General features: G+C 75.1%; 13 protein-coding genes. All 13 read right to left on the bottom strand.

The window, feature by feature from the left end:
- Position 1 precedes the first annotated feature (1 nt).
- The 13 genes from ACQ452_RS10695 to aspS all read right to left on the bottom strand — a co-directional run bounded on the left by ACQ452_RS10695 (position 2) and on the right by aspS (position 15,783).
- Positions 2–826: a shikimate dehydrogenase gene (locus ACQ452_RS10695; RefSeq protein ID WP_433392746.1), complete on the bottom strand. Its 825-nt coding sequence runs from the start codon at positions 824–826 to the stop codon at positions 2–4.
- Positions 826–2,022 carry an endolytic transglycosylase MltG gene (mltG, locus tag ACQ452_RS10690; protein WP_433392744.1) on the bottom strand — a complete coding sequence of 399 codons (1,197 nt, stop codon included), beginning with the start codon at positions 2,020–2,022 and terminating at the stop codon, positions 826–828. The genes ACQ452_RS10695 and mltG overlap by 1 nt, the downstream gene beginning before the upstream one ends.
- The gene (gene ruvX / locus ACQ452_RS10685; protein ID WP_433392742.1) at positions 2,019–2,522 is read right to left on the bottom strand and encodes a Holliday junction resolvase RuvX; all 504 of its coding nucleotides are present in this window, start codon (positions 2,520–2,522) and stop codon (positions 2,019–2,021) included. The genes mltG and ruvX overlap by 4 nt, the downstream gene beginning before the upstream one ends.
- A gap of 31 nt (positions 2,523–2,553) precedes the next feature.
- The gene (gene alaS / locus ACQ452_RS10680) at positions 2,554–5,232 is read right to left on the bottom strand and encodes an alanine--tRNA ligase (protein ID WP_433392740.1); all 2,679 of its coding nucleotides are present in this window, start codon (positions 5,230–5,232) and stop codon (positions 2,554–2,556) included.
- Positions 5,229–5,534, bottom strand: a complete 306-nt coding sequence (locus ACQ452_RS10675; RefSeq protein ID WP_433392738.1) for a hypothetical protein — start codon at positions 5,532–5,534, stop codon at positions 5,229–5,231. Before ACQ452_RS10675 ends, alaS begins: the two co-directional genes overlap by 4 nt.
- Positions 5,535–5,560: 26 nt before the next feature.
- Entirely contained in the window at positions 5,561–6,022 is a 462-nt protein-coding gene (locus ACQ452_RS10670; protein ID WP_433392736.1) for a DUF948 domain-containing protein, read from the bottom strand.
- Between the two features lie 147 nt (positions 6,023–6,169).
- Complete coding sequence (locus tag ACQ452_RS10665; protein WP_433394084.1) at positions 6,170–6,793, bottom strand: hypothetical protein; 624 nt, start codon at positions 6,791–6,793, stop codon at positions 6,170–6,172.
- Between the two features lie 2,315 nt (positions 6,794–9,108).
- Positions 9,109–10,614, bottom strand: coding sequence for a replication-associated recombination protein A (locus tag ACQ452_RS10660; RefSeq protein ID WP_433392734.1), 1,506 nt, complete (start codon positions 10,612–10,614; stop codon positions 9,109–9,111).
- Positions 10,615–10,690: 76 nt separating this feature from the next.
- A complete protein-coding gene (locus ACQ452_RS10655; protein WP_433392732.1) occupies positions 10,691–10,915 on the bottom strand; it encodes a hypothetical protein in 225 nt (74 codons plus the stop codon).
- A 104-nt stretch (positions 10,916–11,019) separates the two neighbouring features.
- The gene (locus ACQ452_RS10650; RefSeq protein ID WP_433392730.1) at positions 11,020–12,330 is read right to left on the bottom strand and encodes an MFS transporter; all 1,311 of its coding nucleotides are present in this window, start codon (positions 12,328–12,330) and stop codon (positions 11,020–11,022) included.
- Positions 12,327–12,941 (bottom strand): helix-turn-helix domain-containing protein, encoded by a 615-nt coding sequence (locus ACQ452_RS10645; protein ID WP_433392728.1) that lies wholly within the window; start codon positions 12,939–12,941, stop codon positions 12,327–12,329. Before ACQ452_RS10645 ends, ACQ452_RS10650 begins: the two co-directional genes overlap by 4 nt.
- An 82-nt stretch (positions 12,942–13,023) precedes the next feature.
- A complete protein-coding gene (locus ACQ452_RS10640; protein WP_433392726.1) occupies positions 13,024–13,839 on the bottom strand; it encodes an SDR family oxidoreductase in 816 nt (271 codons plus the stop codon).
- Positions 13,840–13,977: 138 nt separating this feature from the next.
- Positions 13,978–15,783, bottom strand: a complete 1,806-nt coding sequence (gene aspS, locus ACQ452_RS10635) for an aspartate--tRNA ligase (RefSeq protein ID WP_433392724.1) — start codon at positions 15,781–15,783, stop codon at positions 13,978–13,980.
- Positions 15,784–15,876 lie beyond the last annotated feature (93 nt).

Genomic DNA, 15,876 nt, shown 5'->3' with positions numbered 1-15,876 from the left:
GTCAGCGGGCGCACGCGGCGGCGAGGGCGGCGGCCATCGCGGCCCGGGGCGCGACGACCCCCGTGAAGTGCTCGAACTGGCCCACCGCCTGGGCCAGGAGCAGGTCGAGCCCGGAGACGATCCGGCAGCCCGCCGCCCGCGCCGACGCGGCCAGGGGCGTCGGCCACGGGTCGTAGAGCGCGTCGAAGCACACGGTGCCCGCCCGCCAGGGCGCCGTCGCGGCGAGCGGGTCGGCGACCCCCTTCGGCACGGTCGAGATCACCACGTCGGCGGCGAGGTGGGCGCCCGCGTCGTCCCACGCCGACGCCCGCACCGGCACGCCGGCGGCGCGGGCCACCGGGCGCAGCTGCTCGACCGCCGCCGGGCGGCGGGCCAGCACGGTCACCTCCCGGGCGTCGAGCCGGCCCGCCGCGGCCACCGCCGCGCGCGCGGTGCCGCCCGCGCCCAGCACGCTCACCGTCGCCCCGGGCCGCACCCCGGCGCCGGTGAGCACCTCGACCATGCCGGCCACGTCGGTGTTGTCGGCGTACCAGGAGCCGTCCGGGCGGCGTACCAGCGTGTTGGCCGCGCCGACGGCGGCGGCGACCGGCGAGACCTCGGCGGCCACCGCGAGCGCCGCCTCCTTGCCGGGCATGGTCACCGACAGCCCGGCCCACTCCGGGCCCAGTCCGGCGACCACGTCCGGCAGCTCCGCCGCCGCGCACTCGATCCGGGTGTACGACCACCCGGTGAGCCCCGCCGCCGCGTAGCCGGCGTGGTGGATCACCGGGGAGAGGGAGTGCGCGATCGGTTTGCCGAGCACCCCCGCCCGCCGCACGGCCGTCATCAGATGACGCCGTTCTCCCGGGCCTTGACCTTGTTCCGCTCGTGCTGCTCGACAGTCTCGGCGAACTCGGAGTGCCCCTCCTTGTCGATCGCCACGAAGAAGAGCCACTTGCCGGGCGGCGGGTCCATCGCGCCCTCCATGGCCTGCTTGCCCGGGTTGTTGATCGGGGTGGGGATCATGCCCCGCAGCTTGCGGCTGTACGGGTTCTTGGTGTCGAGCAGCTCTTTCTCGCTCATCTCGGCGGAGGTCTTGGTGTCCTTGCCGATGAGTTCGAGGTAGTAGTTGACCGTGACGTCCATTTCCAGGCAGTTGCACGGGAACTCACCGTAGGCCCGGTTGTAGGCGACCCGGGCGACCTTGCCCAGGTCGTCCTTGTTGCCCGCCTCGGCCTGGGCCAGGGACGCGACGATCAGCGCCTCGTACGGGCTGATGCCGCCGCGCTCCTTCTGCACCCGGTCGGCGAACTGCATCTCGCCGCTGACGGTGAGGAAGTTCTCCACCATCTGCTCGATGATGGTCTCGGCGGTCGCCTTCGGCGGGATCTCGTAGGTGTCCGGGTAGAGGAAGCCCTCGATCGCCGGCTTGGTCTTCTTGCCGTCCGTGCGCTTGAACCACCAGTCCGGCACGCCCCGCGCGATCGGGTCCTTCGCCGCCGCCTCGAAGTCCTTCACCGGGATCTTGGTCTTCTCGGAGAGCAGCTTGTAGACGTTCTTGGCCGTCCGGCCCTCCGGGATGGTGACCCCGTTGACGATCTTGTTCTTCAGGTCGAGCATGGCGGCGACGGCGCTCTCGCCACTCATCTGCTTGCGCAGCTTGTAGGTGCCCGGCTGGATGTTCGTGCTGCGGGCGTTCGCCTCGGCGGCCTCGATGAACGCCTTGGCGCTCTTCACCACGTCGGCGGCGACCAACGCGGTGGCCATGTCGGCGAGCAACGCGCCCTGCTTGATCTCGACGGTCACCTCGCCGGTGCCCGCGCCGTCGTAGTCGGGGGTGACGAAGTAGGCCTGGATCCGGTCGAAGCCGTAGAAGGCACCGCCACCGATCCCGCCGAGCAGGGCCAGGGTGAGCAGCAGGGCCAGGGCTGTCCGGCCCCGGCCGCCACCGCCGCCCTTGCGCTTGCGCACAGCGCCGCGCCGGTGCTTGCCCTTCTCCCCCCGGTCCTGCTCGTCGAACCCGAGGTCCAGATCGTCGATCATCGCGTCCGCCTCCGCTGCGCTTCCAGCCAGCTCTGCAGAATCTCCACCGCGGCGGCCTGGTCGACCACCGCCCGTTGCCGTTTCCCCCGGACACCGCGCTCGGCAAGCCTACGAGAAGCCACGACCGTGGACATCCTCTCGTCGGTGAGCGCCACCGGAACGGGCGCTATTGCCGCGGCCAGTCGGTCAGCGTACGCCTTCACGTGTACGGCCGCCGGGCCGTGCCTGCCGGCGAGATTGACCGGAAGACCGACGACGACCTCCACCGCCTCGTGCTCGGCGACAAGCGCCACGAGCGCGGCGATGTCGGCCGGCACCGCGTCCGGAGCCGCGTCGAGGTCGCGGGCGAGGGTCACCAACGGGGTGGCCAGCACGCCGTGCGGGTCCGAGCGGGAAACCCCCACCCGGACCTGACCGACGTCCACCCCGATCCGGACACCACGGAACAACTCGTTCACGCTCGGTAGCTCCCCCTGGAACGGCGAACCAGGACGGACCATGCGGGTCCGTCCTGGTCGCTGCGGTCACGCGTCACGCCTCGGCGATCGCCTTCTCAACCGTACTCAGCAGCTTCGGGGCCTCGTCGGCCGGCAGGCCACCGCCCTGGGCCAGGTCGGGGCTCCCCCCGCCACGCCCGGAGAAGGCCGCCTTGACCAGGTCCGACGCGGCCAGTCCCCGGCTGCGGGCCGCCGGGTTCACCGCGACCACCAGCGACGCCTTGCCTCCTGCCCGGGCCGCCACCGCGACGACCGCCGGCCGCGCCGGGTCGATGCGGCCACGGATCTCCTGGGCGAGGGTCCGCACGTCGTTGCCGGCCGCGCCCTCCGGTGCCTCGGTGCCCACGTACGCGACTCCGCGCACGTCCTTCGCCTGCGCCGCGAGCGCCGACGCCCCACCGAGCACCAGCTGGGCGCGCAGCTTCTCCAGCTCCTTCTCGGCGTCGCGAAGCTGCGTCACCGTCTGCTCGACCCGGTCGGCGACCTGGTCGCTGGGCACCCGGTACAGCTCGGCGAGGCGCGACACCAGCAGGTGCTCGCGGGCCAGGAAGTTGAAGGCGTCCATGCCGACCAGCGCCTCGACCCGACGCACCCCGGAACCGATCGACGACTCGGAGAGGATCTTCACCAGGCCGAGCTGGCCGGAGCGGGCGACGTGGGTGCCGCCGCACAGCTCCCGGGCGTAGTCACCGACCTCGACGACCCGCACCTCCTCGCCGTACTTCTCGCCGAACAGCGCCATCGCCCCGATGCGCCGCGCCTCCTCCAGCGAGGTGATGAAGGCGTGCACCTCCAGGTCGGCGAGGAGCACCTCGTTGACCTGCTGCTCGACGTCGCGCAGCACGCTCGGCGCCACCCCCGCCGGGGTGTTGAAGTCGAAGCGCAGCCGGCCCGGGGCGTTCAGCGACCCGGCCTGGGTGGCGGACTCGCCGAGGAAGTTGCGCATCGTCTGGTGCACCAGGTGCGTCGCCGTGTGCGAGCGGGAGATGGCCCGCCGGCGGGTGGTGTCGATCTCGGCGTAGCCGGTCTCGCCCGCCCGCACCTCGCCGCGCAGCACCCGGGCACGGTGCACGATCAGGCCGGGCACCGGCTGCTGCACGTCGAACACCTCGACCTGGCCGCCGCCCACGGTGATCACGCCGAGGTCGGGCTGCTGCCCGCCGCCCTCGGCGTAGAACGGGGTGGCGTCGAGCACCAGCTCGATCGTGTCGCCCTCGACCGCCGCCTGGCGGGGGCCGTCCGCGCCGAGCACCGCCCGCACCGTCGACTCCCGGGACACCTCGCCGTACCCGGTGAACAGCACGGGGCCGCCCGAGTCGAGCACCGACCGGTACGCCGACAGGTCGGTGTGCCCGGTCTTGCGCGCCCGCGCGTCGGCCTTGGCGCGGGAGCGCTGGTCGGCCATCAGCCGGCGGAAGCCCTCGGCGTCGACCGCGAGGCCCTGCTCGGCGGCGATCTCCAGGGTCAAATCGATCGGGAAGCCGTACGTGTCGTGCAGCTGGAACGCCTTCTCGCCGCTGAGCGCCGGCTTGCCGGCGGTCCGGGTCTCGACGATCGCCGTGTCCAGGATCGTGGTACCGGCGCGCAGGGTGGACAGGAAGGCGTCCTCCTCCGCGTACGCGTACTGCGAGATCCGGTCGAAGTCGGCGGCCAGCTCCGGGTACGACGGGGACATGCAGTCCCGGGCCACCGGCAGCAGCTCGGGCAGCGCCCGGTCCTGCCAGCCGAGCAGCCGCACCGACCGGATCGCCCGGCGCATGATGCGGCGCAGCACGTAGCCGCGCCCCTCGTTGCTCGGGGTGACCCCGTCGCCGATCAGCATCAGCGCGGTACGCACGTGGTCGGCGATCACCCGCAGCCGCACGTCGTCCGGGTGCGACTCGCTGGCGACCTGGCCCGAGTGGGCGCCGTAGCGCTTGCCGGTCAGCTCGGCCGCCCGGTCGAGAATCGGCCGGACCTCGTCGATCTCGTAGAGGTTGTCGACACCCTGCAGGATGGAGGCCATCCGCTCCAGGCCCATGCCGGTGTCGATGTTCTTCGCCGGCAGGTCCCCGACGATGCGGAACTGCTCCTTGCTGATGACGTCCGCGATCTCGTACTGCATGAAGACGAGGTTCCAGAACTCCATGTAGCGGTCCTCGTCGACCGCCGGCCCGCCCTCCCGACCGTAGGACGGGCCCCGGTCGTAGAAGAGCTCGGAGCAGGGCCCGGCCGGCCCGGGAATGCCCATCGACCAGTAGTTGTCCGCCTTGCCCCGGCGCACGATCCGCGCCGCCGGCACGCCCACCGAACGCCAGATCTCGTATGCCTCGTCGTCGTCGAGGTAGACCGTCGGCCAGACCCGCTCCGGGTCGAGGCCGTAGCCGCCGTCGGCGACCGACTTGGTGACCAGGTCCCAGGCGAGCGGGATCGCCTCGCCCTTGAAGTAGTCACCGAAGGAGAAGTTGCCGTTCATCTGGAAGAACGTGCCGTGCCGGCTGGTCTTGCCGACCTCGTCGATGTCGGGCGTGCGGATGCACTTCTGCACACTGACGGCCCGCCGGTACGGCGCGCTCTGCTGCCCCAGGAAGTAGGGGACGAACTGCACCATGCCGGCGTTGACGAACAGGAGGTTCGGGTCGCTGATGGCGGGCAGCGGAGCGGACGGCACCACGGTGTGCCCGTTCGCCTCGAAGTGGGCGAGGTACCGCCGCCTGATCTCCGCCGTCTTCATCGCTGGTGTTCCTCCGGAAAGATCTCTCGGTCGCCGATGCGCGGGTCCTCCCGCAGCTCGGCGAACTGGTCGTCGAACGCCTCACCCCGGGCGAACGCCTCGTGGATCTCCTGCTCGCGTTCGACCATCGCGACCCGGACGTCCTGCACGAAGCTGCGCAGCGACTCCGCCAGGCCGCCGGCGGATTCGGTCACCGTGCTGGCGATGCCGGCCGGGGTGTACGCCTGGGCGGTGCGGGTGGCCTTGCGGACCACCACCACGCCCACGGCCAGCCCGATGCCGAGCCAGAACAACCGCCTCATTACGAGTTCCTCCTGGTCGTGCCGGGTCAGTTGGTGCCGCGCTTGGCGGCCCGCCGCTGCTGCTTGATGGTGTCGCGCACCTCACGCTCGGTCTCGGCGTGCCGGCGGGTCGAGGCGGCCTTGCGGACGCCGTAGCCGAAGGCGGCCACCTTGACCAGCGGGTTGGCGGCGGCGGCGGAGACGACGGTCGCCAGGTTCGCGACGTTGGCGGTGACGTTCTGCGCGTGGCTGGTCATCGTGTCGACCTTGGCGAGCTGGAGGTTGACCCCGTCCAGGGAGGTCTGCACCTGCTCCAGGGCCGTGTTGACGTTCTTCACCGTGGTGTTCACGTCGCCGAGCAGCGGCGCGGTCCGGTCGTTGAGATCGTTGATCATCCGGGTGGTGGCGTCCACGGTGTGCCGCAGCCGCAGGATGGGCAGCGTCAGGATCAACACCAGCATCGCGAACGCGATCGCCGCGATCAGCGCCGCGACCTCGAAAAAGCCCACGCCTGTCCTCCTCAAGCAGAGTTCCGGGAACCCGACGTCCCCGCAACGCGCGGCCGCCCCGCCCGCACCGCCGCTCGGTGACCGAGGGGCGACGGGGGCTGGCGGATCCGCCAGCCCCAGACCCTACCGTCCGTGATGGAAACCGGCTCAGGACGGTGAGGGTGTCGGTGTCGCGAGCGGATCCTCGGTGAGCGTCGGGAAGGGATCCTCACCCGTGAGGGACGGATCGATGCTGGGCTGGGGGCGGGTCCGCTCGTCGTCGATCGCGTTGCGGATCTTCACCGACACCAACGAGCCGGAGCACTCCTCGGCGGCGGTCTCCGGGTCGGGCGACGGCACCACGGCCGGTTGCCCGTCGACCGGCGGCGGCACGCACGCGGGCTCGCGCACCCAGAGATCGAGGGTGAGCTCGTCCTGGCGCCAGCACGTGTAACGCCCCTTCGCGGGCTGCTCGGGGCAGCGGGTCACCTGCCACGGCCGCCAGCCGCCGTCGGTCAGCGCCCGCTCGTAGACCGACGCGGTCTCCTCCGGAGATCGCTCGGACGTGGCGGTGCGTTCCCGCAGCCGGCAGTCGAGCAGGCACCACCGGCTGCCGCTGACGTCGTCGACGGTCTTGACCGCCGCCCAGCCCGGCACGTCCAGCTCGTCGAGGGTGTCGAAGACGGGGTCACGACTGAGCGTACGGATGCCGAAGTAGAGCGGGATGGCGCCGAGCAGCACGATGCTGACCAGGGCGAGGACGCCCATCCGCAGCCGCCGCCGCTCACGCATCCGGCGGCGCAGGTCGGAGCGCGCGCCGCGCAGCCCGCCGGGGCCGGGCTCGTCGTCGTCCGGCGACTGGGGCTCCGTGGCCCGGCGCAGCGCCGCCGCGTCGGCCGGTTCGACGGGCGGTACGACCGCCGCGGCGGCCCGCGCCACCACCGGCTCGCCGGCGCCGGCCGGCGGCACCGGTGCGACACCCGACGTGTCCGGTCGCCCGGGCTCACGGTGTGGCGGGAGGGCCCGCCCGGCCGCACGGTCCTCGGGACCGGGGCGGGGCGCCGGGGCGGCGGCCCGCGCGATTCCGGTCGGCCCGATGGGGCCGGTGCGGGGGCCGGCGTTGGTGGCCGGCCCGGGCCGGTCCCCGGGCGGGCGGGCGGCACCCGCGCCGGGCCTGGACGGGCCGGGCGCGGACGTGCCGGGACGGACCGGGCCGGGCGGGAGCTGATCGGGCCGCACCGGGCCGGCCGGGGCGGGACCGGGCCGGCGCGGCCCGGTCGGAGCGCCCGGGCCGGCGGCGTCGGGGGGCGGCACCGCGGCAGCGCCGGGGCCCCGGCCGGGGCCGCCCGGACCGCCGTCGGGACGCGCGGCGCCCCGGACGGGACCCGCCGGACCACCGTCAGGACGCGCGGCACCCCGGACGGGACCCGCCGGACCGGTGCCGGGGCGCTCGTCGTCCCGGGTGGGTGCGGCCGAGGTCGCGTCGGGTCGGGCCCGGCCGGTCGGGGCCGGGGCGCCCGCCGGCGTGGGGCGGGCGGCGCCCCGGGCCGGCGCGGGGCCGGGGTGGGGGTGGGGGCGGTCGGCTGCCCGGGGCCCTCCGGTGCCCGCCCGGCCGGCCGGCTGCCCGGCCTCGGTGTCGTCGGAGGATCGCGGCGACGCGCCGGGCCGCGCCCGGCCGACGGGAATGCCGCCGGTCTCGGTGCCGCGCTGCTCGGGCGGGGGCGGCACCGGCGACGGACCACTCGTGCCGGGCGGCGGTCCCGCCCGCTTGACCGTCGGCAGGGCGGGATCGGTGTGGTGGGTGCGGCCGGCCTGCCGCAACCAGTCGGCCGGGCGCTCCGGTCGGTCGGCGCGGGGATCAGCGGGCTGGCGACGCCGCCCCGCTTCGCCGTCGGCCGGACGCGGCGCGGCCGGCGCGTCGGGCAGCGGCGGGGCGTTGCCGGAGCGCGGCACGGCGGGGGTGGTGCCCGGGCGCGGCACGGCGGGGGTGGTGCCCGGGCGCGGCACGGCGGGGGTGGTGCCCGGGCGCGGCACGGCGGGGGTGGTGGTGCCGGGGCGCGGCTGCGGCGACGTGTCCGGCTCGGCGGCGCGGCGTCGGCCGGTCGGGGCGCCGGGGCGCCGGGCGCCCTCCGTCCCGTCGCCGCCCGACGCCGGTGGGGCGACCGCCGGCAGGGGGCCGGTGCCGTCAGCCGGCGCGGGGGCAGCGGCGTCGGCCGCGCCCCGCCGCAGGCGCGCGGAGCGGGGATCGCGTCCGTCGGACGGGGCCGCCCGCAGCTCGCCGCTCGACGGCTCGGGGGCCCCGGTGGGCGGGACGCTGGCCCGGCCCGCGCCGCCCGGTCGTCCGGGGGCACCCGCGGCGGGCGGGACACCCGGCACCGCCCGGCCGTCGGGGCGCCGGCCCGTCGCCGGCCCGCCCGGACGCGGCGCGTCGAGGGGCGGGGGCATCGGCGCACCCGACTGCGGGCCGGTGGGCCCGCCGGTGTGGGGACGGACGGGAGTTGCGGGCTGCGGACCGGTCACGCCGGACTGCGGGCCGGTCGGGAAACCTGCCCGCGGGCCGGGAGCGAAGCCGGCCGGTGGGTTCGGGGGCGAGCCGGCCTGCGGACCCGTCGGGGCTCCCGCGGTGGGGCGGGGCCGCCGGTCCGGGCCGTCCGGGGCGGGTTGCGGCCGGGTCGCGCCCGGGGGCCGGGAGCCGGGCTGCGGCGTGGGGCCGGCGCCGGGGGCCGGGGGGCCGACCGGCCCGGGTGCCTCCGGCGCACCGGGCCAGGGCCCGTCCACGGGGCGGGAGCGCGGGGGCGCCGCCTCACCACGGCGGACCGGGGGCGCGGCGGCCGGGCCGGGGCCGCCCGGGGGCGGCCCGGCCGGGCCCGGCGGTGTCGGTGCGCCCGGGCGCTGCCCCGGAGCCGGTGCGGCCTGAGCCCCGTCCGGCCCCAGCTCGTTGCGCTGCTGCTTGGCCGAGCGCAGGTCGTCGATCCAGCCGAACTCCTCGCCGCTGACCGGCTCCTCGGGCTCGGCCTCGGCCTTGCCCCGCCCCCAGCGACGCCCCTTGGCGCGGGGGTCGCGCCGCTCGTCGGGGCCGTCCTCCGGTCGCTCCGAACCACGCGATCTCACTGGTGACCCTCCCCGGCGGCGTCGCCGCCCTCTCGCGTCGCGCCGGCGCCGCCCGCGTCCGGCTGTCGGCGGCCGTCGCCCACCGATCCGCTCGCGACCGCCACCGGCGCCTGCGCGGCCGGGGCGGGCAGCCCTCGGACGATGCGACGCAGCAGCGGCAGCCGGGTGCCGACCGAGCGCTCGGCGCCGTGCTGGCTGGGCCGGTAGTAGTCGGTGCCGACGAGGTCGTCGGGAGCGTACTGCTGGGTGACCACACCACGGTGGTCGTCGTGCGGGTAGCGGTAACCGGTGCCGTGCCCCAGCCCCTTGGCGCCCGCGTAGTGCGCGTCGCGCAGCCCGCGCGGCACCGCCCCGCCCCGGCCGGCCCGCACGTCGGCGATCGCCGCGCCGATCGCGGCGGTGGCCGAGTTGGACTTCGGCGCGGTGGCCAGGTGGATCACCGCCTGGGCGAGGTTGAGCTGGACCTCGGGCAGGCCGACGTACTCGACGGCGTGGGCGGTGGCGGTGGCCACGCTCAGCGCGCTCGGGTCTGCCATGCCGACGTCCTCGCTGGCGAAGATGACCAGGCGGCGGGCGATGAACCGGGCGTCCTCGCCGGCCACCAGCATCCGGGCCAGCCAGTGCAGCGCCGCGTCCACGTCCGAGCCACGCATGCTCTTGATGAAGGCGCTGGTCACGTCGTAGTGGGCGTCGCCGTCCCGGTCGTAGCGCACCGCCGCCACGTCGACCGCCTGCTCGGCGGTGGCGAGGTCGATCCGCGCCGCGCCCAGGGCCATGGCGGAGGCCGCCGCCGCCTCCAGCGCCGTGAGTGCCTTGCGTACGTCGCCGGCCGCGAGGCGGACGAGATGGTCCTCGGCCTCGGTCTCGAGACTGAGCGTGCCGCCGAGGCCGCGCTCGTCGGCGACCGCGCGGCGCAGCAGGGCGCGCACCGCCGCGTCGTCCAGCGGCTGGAGGGTGAGCAGCACGCACCTCGACAGCAGGGGTGAGATCACCGAGAAGTACGGGTTCTCGGTGGTCGCCGCGAGCAGCGTGACCGTGCGGTCCTCGACGGCGGCGAGCAGCGAGTCCTGCTGAGTCTTGCTGAACCGGTGCACCTCGTCGATGAAGAGCACCGTCTGCGGGCCGCCGGAGCGCCGCTGGCGGCGGGCGGTCTCGATCACCGCGCGCACGTCCTTGACCCCGGCGGTGAGGGCCGACATGGCGACGAAGCGGCGGTCGGTGGCCCGGGCCACCAGGTGCGCGATCGTCGTCTTGCCGCTGCCGGGCGGGCCCCAGAGGATGACCGACATCGGCGCGGTGGCCGAGACGAGCTGGCGCAGCGGGGCACCCGGCGCGAGCAGGTGCTCCTGCCCGACCAGCTCGTCGAGGCTGCGCGGGCGCATCCGGACCGGCAGCGGCGAATCCTCCCCCACCGCCGTGAACCCGTCCACGCCGGCGGAGCCCGCGGGCGCGGGGTGCGCTCCGGCGGGTTCGCCAAGGGAGAAGAGGGCGTCGGACTCCATCACGGGAACAGTACCGGGCCCGACCGACGGCGCCGGAAGCGCGCCGCCGGGTCGGGCCCGGTATGATCGTTAGCGGTCAGCCGCGGCCGGGACGACGGCCCCGGTACCACCGGCCGCCGCCACCGCCGCCACCGCCGCCGCGTGGGCCGCGGCCCACGCCCGCCAGGTAGAGCGAGAGCAGCAGCAGGCCGATGAGCACGAGGGTGTTCCAGTTGAACAGGTCCGGCGCGCCGAAGTCGGTCTTCAACAGATCGAGCAGCAGGGCGAAACCGAAAACGATCGCCGCGAGAATGGCGAGCATGGCGTTCCTCCGGTGGGGGTTCCCAGTGGGTCGGCCAGTGCTGTACCCAATCGGTCCATTCGCCAATCTCCACGGTGGATCGGCCCACCGGCCGCCGGGGCCGGTCAGTCACCCTGCGCGGGTGCGGAAACGGACGCCGGCGCGGGAGCGGGAGCGGCGGCCGGATCCGGGCCGGCGCCGGTGCGGCGGCCGGCCCGCCAGGCCGGCAGGTAGCAGGGGGCGGCGACGGCCAGCACCGCCGCGCCGACGACCATCGCGGTGCTGATGCTGGTCGCCTGGGCCAGCATCGTGAGCGCCACCCCGCCGATCGCGCCCGCCGGCTGGGCCATCATCGAGTTCAGCGAGATCACGCTGGTCCGGTACGGGCCGTCGACCTGCCGGTGCAACAACCCCATGTGCAGCGGGTTCGACGCGCCGTGCACGGTGTAGCAGGCGAGATAGGCGACGAGCACGCCGACCGGCCCGGCGAAGAGCCCCATGCCGACGACGGTGAGGCCCTGCAGGATCCGCAGCAGCGCCGCCCCGGCAGCGGCACCGGGCCAGCGCAGCAGCAGCGGGGTGAGCGCGGCGCCGGCCGCCGAGGCGAGCCAGGCGGCCGAGCCGGCCGGCCCCAGCAGCGCGGCGGCCCGGTCGGCGTCGCCGACCACCTCGGCGAGGCGCAGGGGCAGCAGGGACTCGAAGGTGACCATGCCGAAGCCCCAGAACAGCTCGACGGCGACCAGCGCGAGCAGCACCCGCGAGCGGCGCAGCAGCCCGACCGCCCGCCCGATCATCCGTGGCGCCTCGGCGACCGACGCCCGCAGCGCCCCGGCGCCCGTCGCCGGCCGGACCTCCACCAGCAGCACCAGCAGGGCGACCAGGGCCGCCGCCTGGCAGCCGAAGGCGGCCAGCACCGGCACGGTGAGCGCGCTGACCGACCCGATGGGGCCGAGCGCGACCAGGCCGCCACCGATCAGCGCCCCGGCACTGATCGCGACGCCGATGACGGTGCCGGCGTGGCCGAGGCCCGGCTCGTACCGCGCCTGCGGGTCGGCCGCGAGGGTGGCGTCGACGTACCAGGACTCCAGCGGGCCGCTGTCGAGCGCCCGGAAGACGCCCTGCAACGCCCAGACGAGGAAGAACAGCGCGAACGAGTCGGCCACGGCGAAGAGCGCGAGCGAGGCGAGGTTGACCAGCCAGGCCACGATCAGGACCGGGCGGCGCCCGAGGGCGTCGGCGAAGCCGCCGGTGGGCAGCTCCAGCGCGAGGACGAGCAGGCCCTGGGCGGTGAAGACGAGGCCGATCTGGGTCAGCGTCAGCCCGCGCTCCTGCATCAGCAGGATCATCACCGGGACCATCAGGCCCATGGGCAGCCAGCGCAGGCCGTGCAGCACCAGGAAGCGCCGCCGGACCTGACGTACGGACAGCGCGCTCACCGCGTCTGCCCCGGCAGCGGATAGGCGGCGAGGAACACCTGCACCGGCCGCGCCTGGGGATCACCGGTGCCGGCCTCGGTCTCGGCTTCGGTCTCGTGGCGGTAGCGCTCCATCAGCTCCCACACCTCCGCCTCGAGCTGTTTGAGCCGGGCCGGCGGGATCGTCATGAGGACGTCGCTCATGCCGAGGGCGTCCCGCCAGGCGGGGGACCATTCGTGCTGGGTGGCGAACCACCGCTCGGCGCTCTCCGCCAGCTGCCGCACCTGGTCGCCCTGGATCCACTCGATCGCGGCCCGGGCGTCCGGGTCGTCGTCGAAGTCGGTGGGCTCCCAGCTGCTGAGGTCGTGCGCGGCGCGCCACCACCGCTGCCGGCCGCTGGCCGGCTGCGCGACCTCGGTGACCAGTCCCACCTCGGCGAGCTGGCGCAGGTGGTAGCTGGTGGCGCCGGTGTTGGTGTCGAGGAGCCCGGCGAGGGTGGTGGCCGTGGCCGGGCTCCTGGCCCGCAGGGCGCCGAGCAGCCGCAGCCGCAGCGGGTGCGCCAGGACCCGGACCTGCCGGTGGTCGAGCCGGACCTTGCGCACCGCGGGTTCCGCGGCCTCGTGGTTCGTCATGAAGGCACGATATCCGTGCACACTTCCTATGCACAATACTTGTGCGTAGGAAGTGTGCGGGGGTCGACGCGGGTCGGTCAGGTCACGGTGCGAGCAGCTCGCGGATGCCGCGCAGCCGGATCGGCAGCAGGGCGGCGGCGCGGGACGAGTCGAGGCGCACCTGGGCGGGGCGGACGAGACCCGAGGCGGCGAGCGTGGGGGTCTTCAGGCCGGCGGGGTCGATGCCGAACCGCGCCGCCACCAGCCGCCCCATCGCGGCCCGGCTCACCGCGTCCGGGCCGCCCACGTTCAGCGGGCCGGCGTACCGGTGGCACGCCAGGTGCAGCACGGCGGCGGCCAGGTCGGCCACGTGCACCGGGCAGCGGAGCTCGTCGGTGAACAGGGTGGCCCGACCGGCGAGGGCGTCCAGGCAGAGCCGGATCTGCTTGCTCCGCTCGTCGCCCACGATCAACGACGTGCGCACCAGCGCGGCGCCCGGGTCGATCGCGCGTACGGCGGTCTCCGCCGCCGCCTTCGCCGCCCCGTACGCGAAGACCGGCTCCGGCTCGTCGTCGTCGGCGTACGGCTCGGGGCGCCCGGCGTGCACCGCGTCGCTGGACACGTGCACCAGCCGCGCCCCCGCCTCGGCCGAGGCGTACGCGACGTGGGCCGCCCCGTCGGCGGTCACCGCCCACTGCCCGTACCGGTAGGGGGTGCCCACCACGGCGTCGGGACGCAACCGGGCGACCAGCGCGCGCACGGCGGCCCGGTCCGTCACGTCGAGCCGGTACGCCTCGACGCCCGGCACCTCGATCCGGCCCGAGTGGTACGTCCCGGCCACCCGCTCCCCCGCCGCGACCGCCTGCCGGCAGACCTCGCCGCCGAGGTACCCACTGGCCCCCACCACGAGCAGTGTCATCCGCTCTCCTCACGCCGTGCGCTCAAGGTGCCCGGCACCCGGTCGGCCACGCGCCTCGAACGACCAGGAGGTCCGCGTCGGGCCGTCGGACGGACCAGGACGCGGACCTCGTGATCACGATGCGGGTCGGGTCGGGGATCAGGTGGGGTCAGCCACCGGGGCGGCCGGTCCGGCCGTGCCGGTGTGCGGCGCCGCCGCCGGCTTCGGCTTGGCGTCGATGCCGGCCTCCGCGCGCTGCTGTGCGGTGATCGGCGTCGGCGCGCCGGTCAGCGGGTCGAAGCCGCCCCGGGTCTTCGGGAAGGCGATGACCTCGCGGATCGAGTCCGCGCCCGCGAGCAGCATGCAGACCCGGTCCCAGCCGAAGGCGATGCCGCCGTGCGGCGGGGCGCCGTACTTGAACGCCTCCAGCAGGAAGCCGAACTTGTCCTGCGCCTCCTCGGCGGTGATGCCGAGCAGGTCGAAGACCCGCTTCTGCACGTCGCCGCGGTGGATACGGATCGAGCCGCCACCGATCTCGTTGCCGTTGCAGACGATGTCGTACGCGTACGCCAGCGCCCGGTCCGGCGCCTGCTCGAACCGGTCCACCCAGTCGCCGTTCGGCGAGGTGAACGGGTGGTGCACGGCCGTCCAGCCGCCCTCGTCGGTGCGCTCGAACATCGGCGCGTCGACGACCCAGCAGAACGCCCACGCGCTCTCGTCGATCAGGCCGGCCCGCCTGGCGATCTCGACGCGGGCCGCGCCGAGCAGTTCCTGTGCCTCCCGGGCATGGGCACCGGCGGCGAAGAAGACCGCGTCGCCCGGCTTCGCGCCGACCGCGTCGGCGAGCCCGCCCAGGTGCTCGGCGGAGAGGTTCTTCGCCACCGGCCCGCGCGCCTCGCCGCTCTCGGCGTCGAGCACCACGTATGCCAGGCCGCGCGCGCCGCGCGCCTTCGCCCAGTCCTGCCAGCCGTCCAGCTCCTTGCGGCTCTGCGCCGCGCCGCCCGGCATGACCACCGCACCGACGTAGCCGCCCGCGTCGATGGCCCCGGCGAAGACCCGGAACTGCGTGCCGCGCAGGTAGTCGGTCAGCTCGGTCAGCTCGACGCCGTAGCGCAGGTCGGGCTTGTCGGAGCCGTAGCGGGCCAGCGCGTCGTGCCAGGTGATGCGCGGGATCGGCCGGGAGATCTCGTGCCCGGCCAGGTCCTTCCACAGCGTCGAGACGATCGCCTCGCCGAGGTCGATGACGTCGTCCTCGGTGACGAAGGACATCTCGATGTCGAGCTGGGTGAACTCCGGCTGCCGGTCGGCGCGGAAGTCCTCGTCGCGGTAGCAGCGGGCGATCTGGTAGTAGCGCTCCATGCCGCCGACCATCAGCAGCTGCTTGAAGAGCTGCGGCGACTGCGGCAGCGCGTACCAGCTGCCGGGCTGCAGGCGCACCGGCACCAGGAAGTCGCGGGCGCCCTCCGGGGTGGAGCGGGTCAACGTCGGGGTCTCGATCTCCAGGAAGTCCCGCTCGTGCAGCACCGCGCGGGCGAGCTGGTTGGCCCGCGAGCGCAGCCGCATCGCCTTCGCCGGGCCGCTGCGGCGCAGGTCGAGGTAGCGGTAGCGCAGCCGGATGTCGTCGCCGGCCTCGACCTGGTCGTCGACCGGCAGGGGCAGCGGCGCGGCCTCGGAGAGCACCTCCAGCTCGGCGGCGGTCACCTCGATCTCACCGGTCGGCAGCTCCGGGTTCTCGTTGCCCGCCGGGCGGCGGGTCACCTCGCCGGTCACCCGCACGCAGAACTCGTTGCGCAGCGCGTGCGCGTCCTCCTCGCGGAACACCACCTGGACCACGCCGGAGGCGTCGCGCAGGTCGACGAAGATCACGCCGCCGTGGTCGCGCCGGCGGGCCACCCACCCGGCGAGCGTCACCGTGGTGCCGGCGTCCGTCGCGCGCAGGCTGCCGGCGTCATGGGTACGGATCACGGCTTGCGTCTCCTCATCTGCGGTACACCCTTACCCCTGGCATTCTGTCAGCCTCGCCGGGCGCGGGTCCGCACCACCCGTCGACCGTCGGTC

It is taken from the genome of Micromonospora sp. KLBMP9576, assembly GCF_050941805.1.
Taxonomy (GTDB): domain Bacteria; phylum Actinomycetota; class Actinomycetes; order Mycobacteriales; family Micromonosporaceae; genus Micromonospora.
This window is presented reverse-complemented; position numbering and strand designations above follow the sequence as displayed.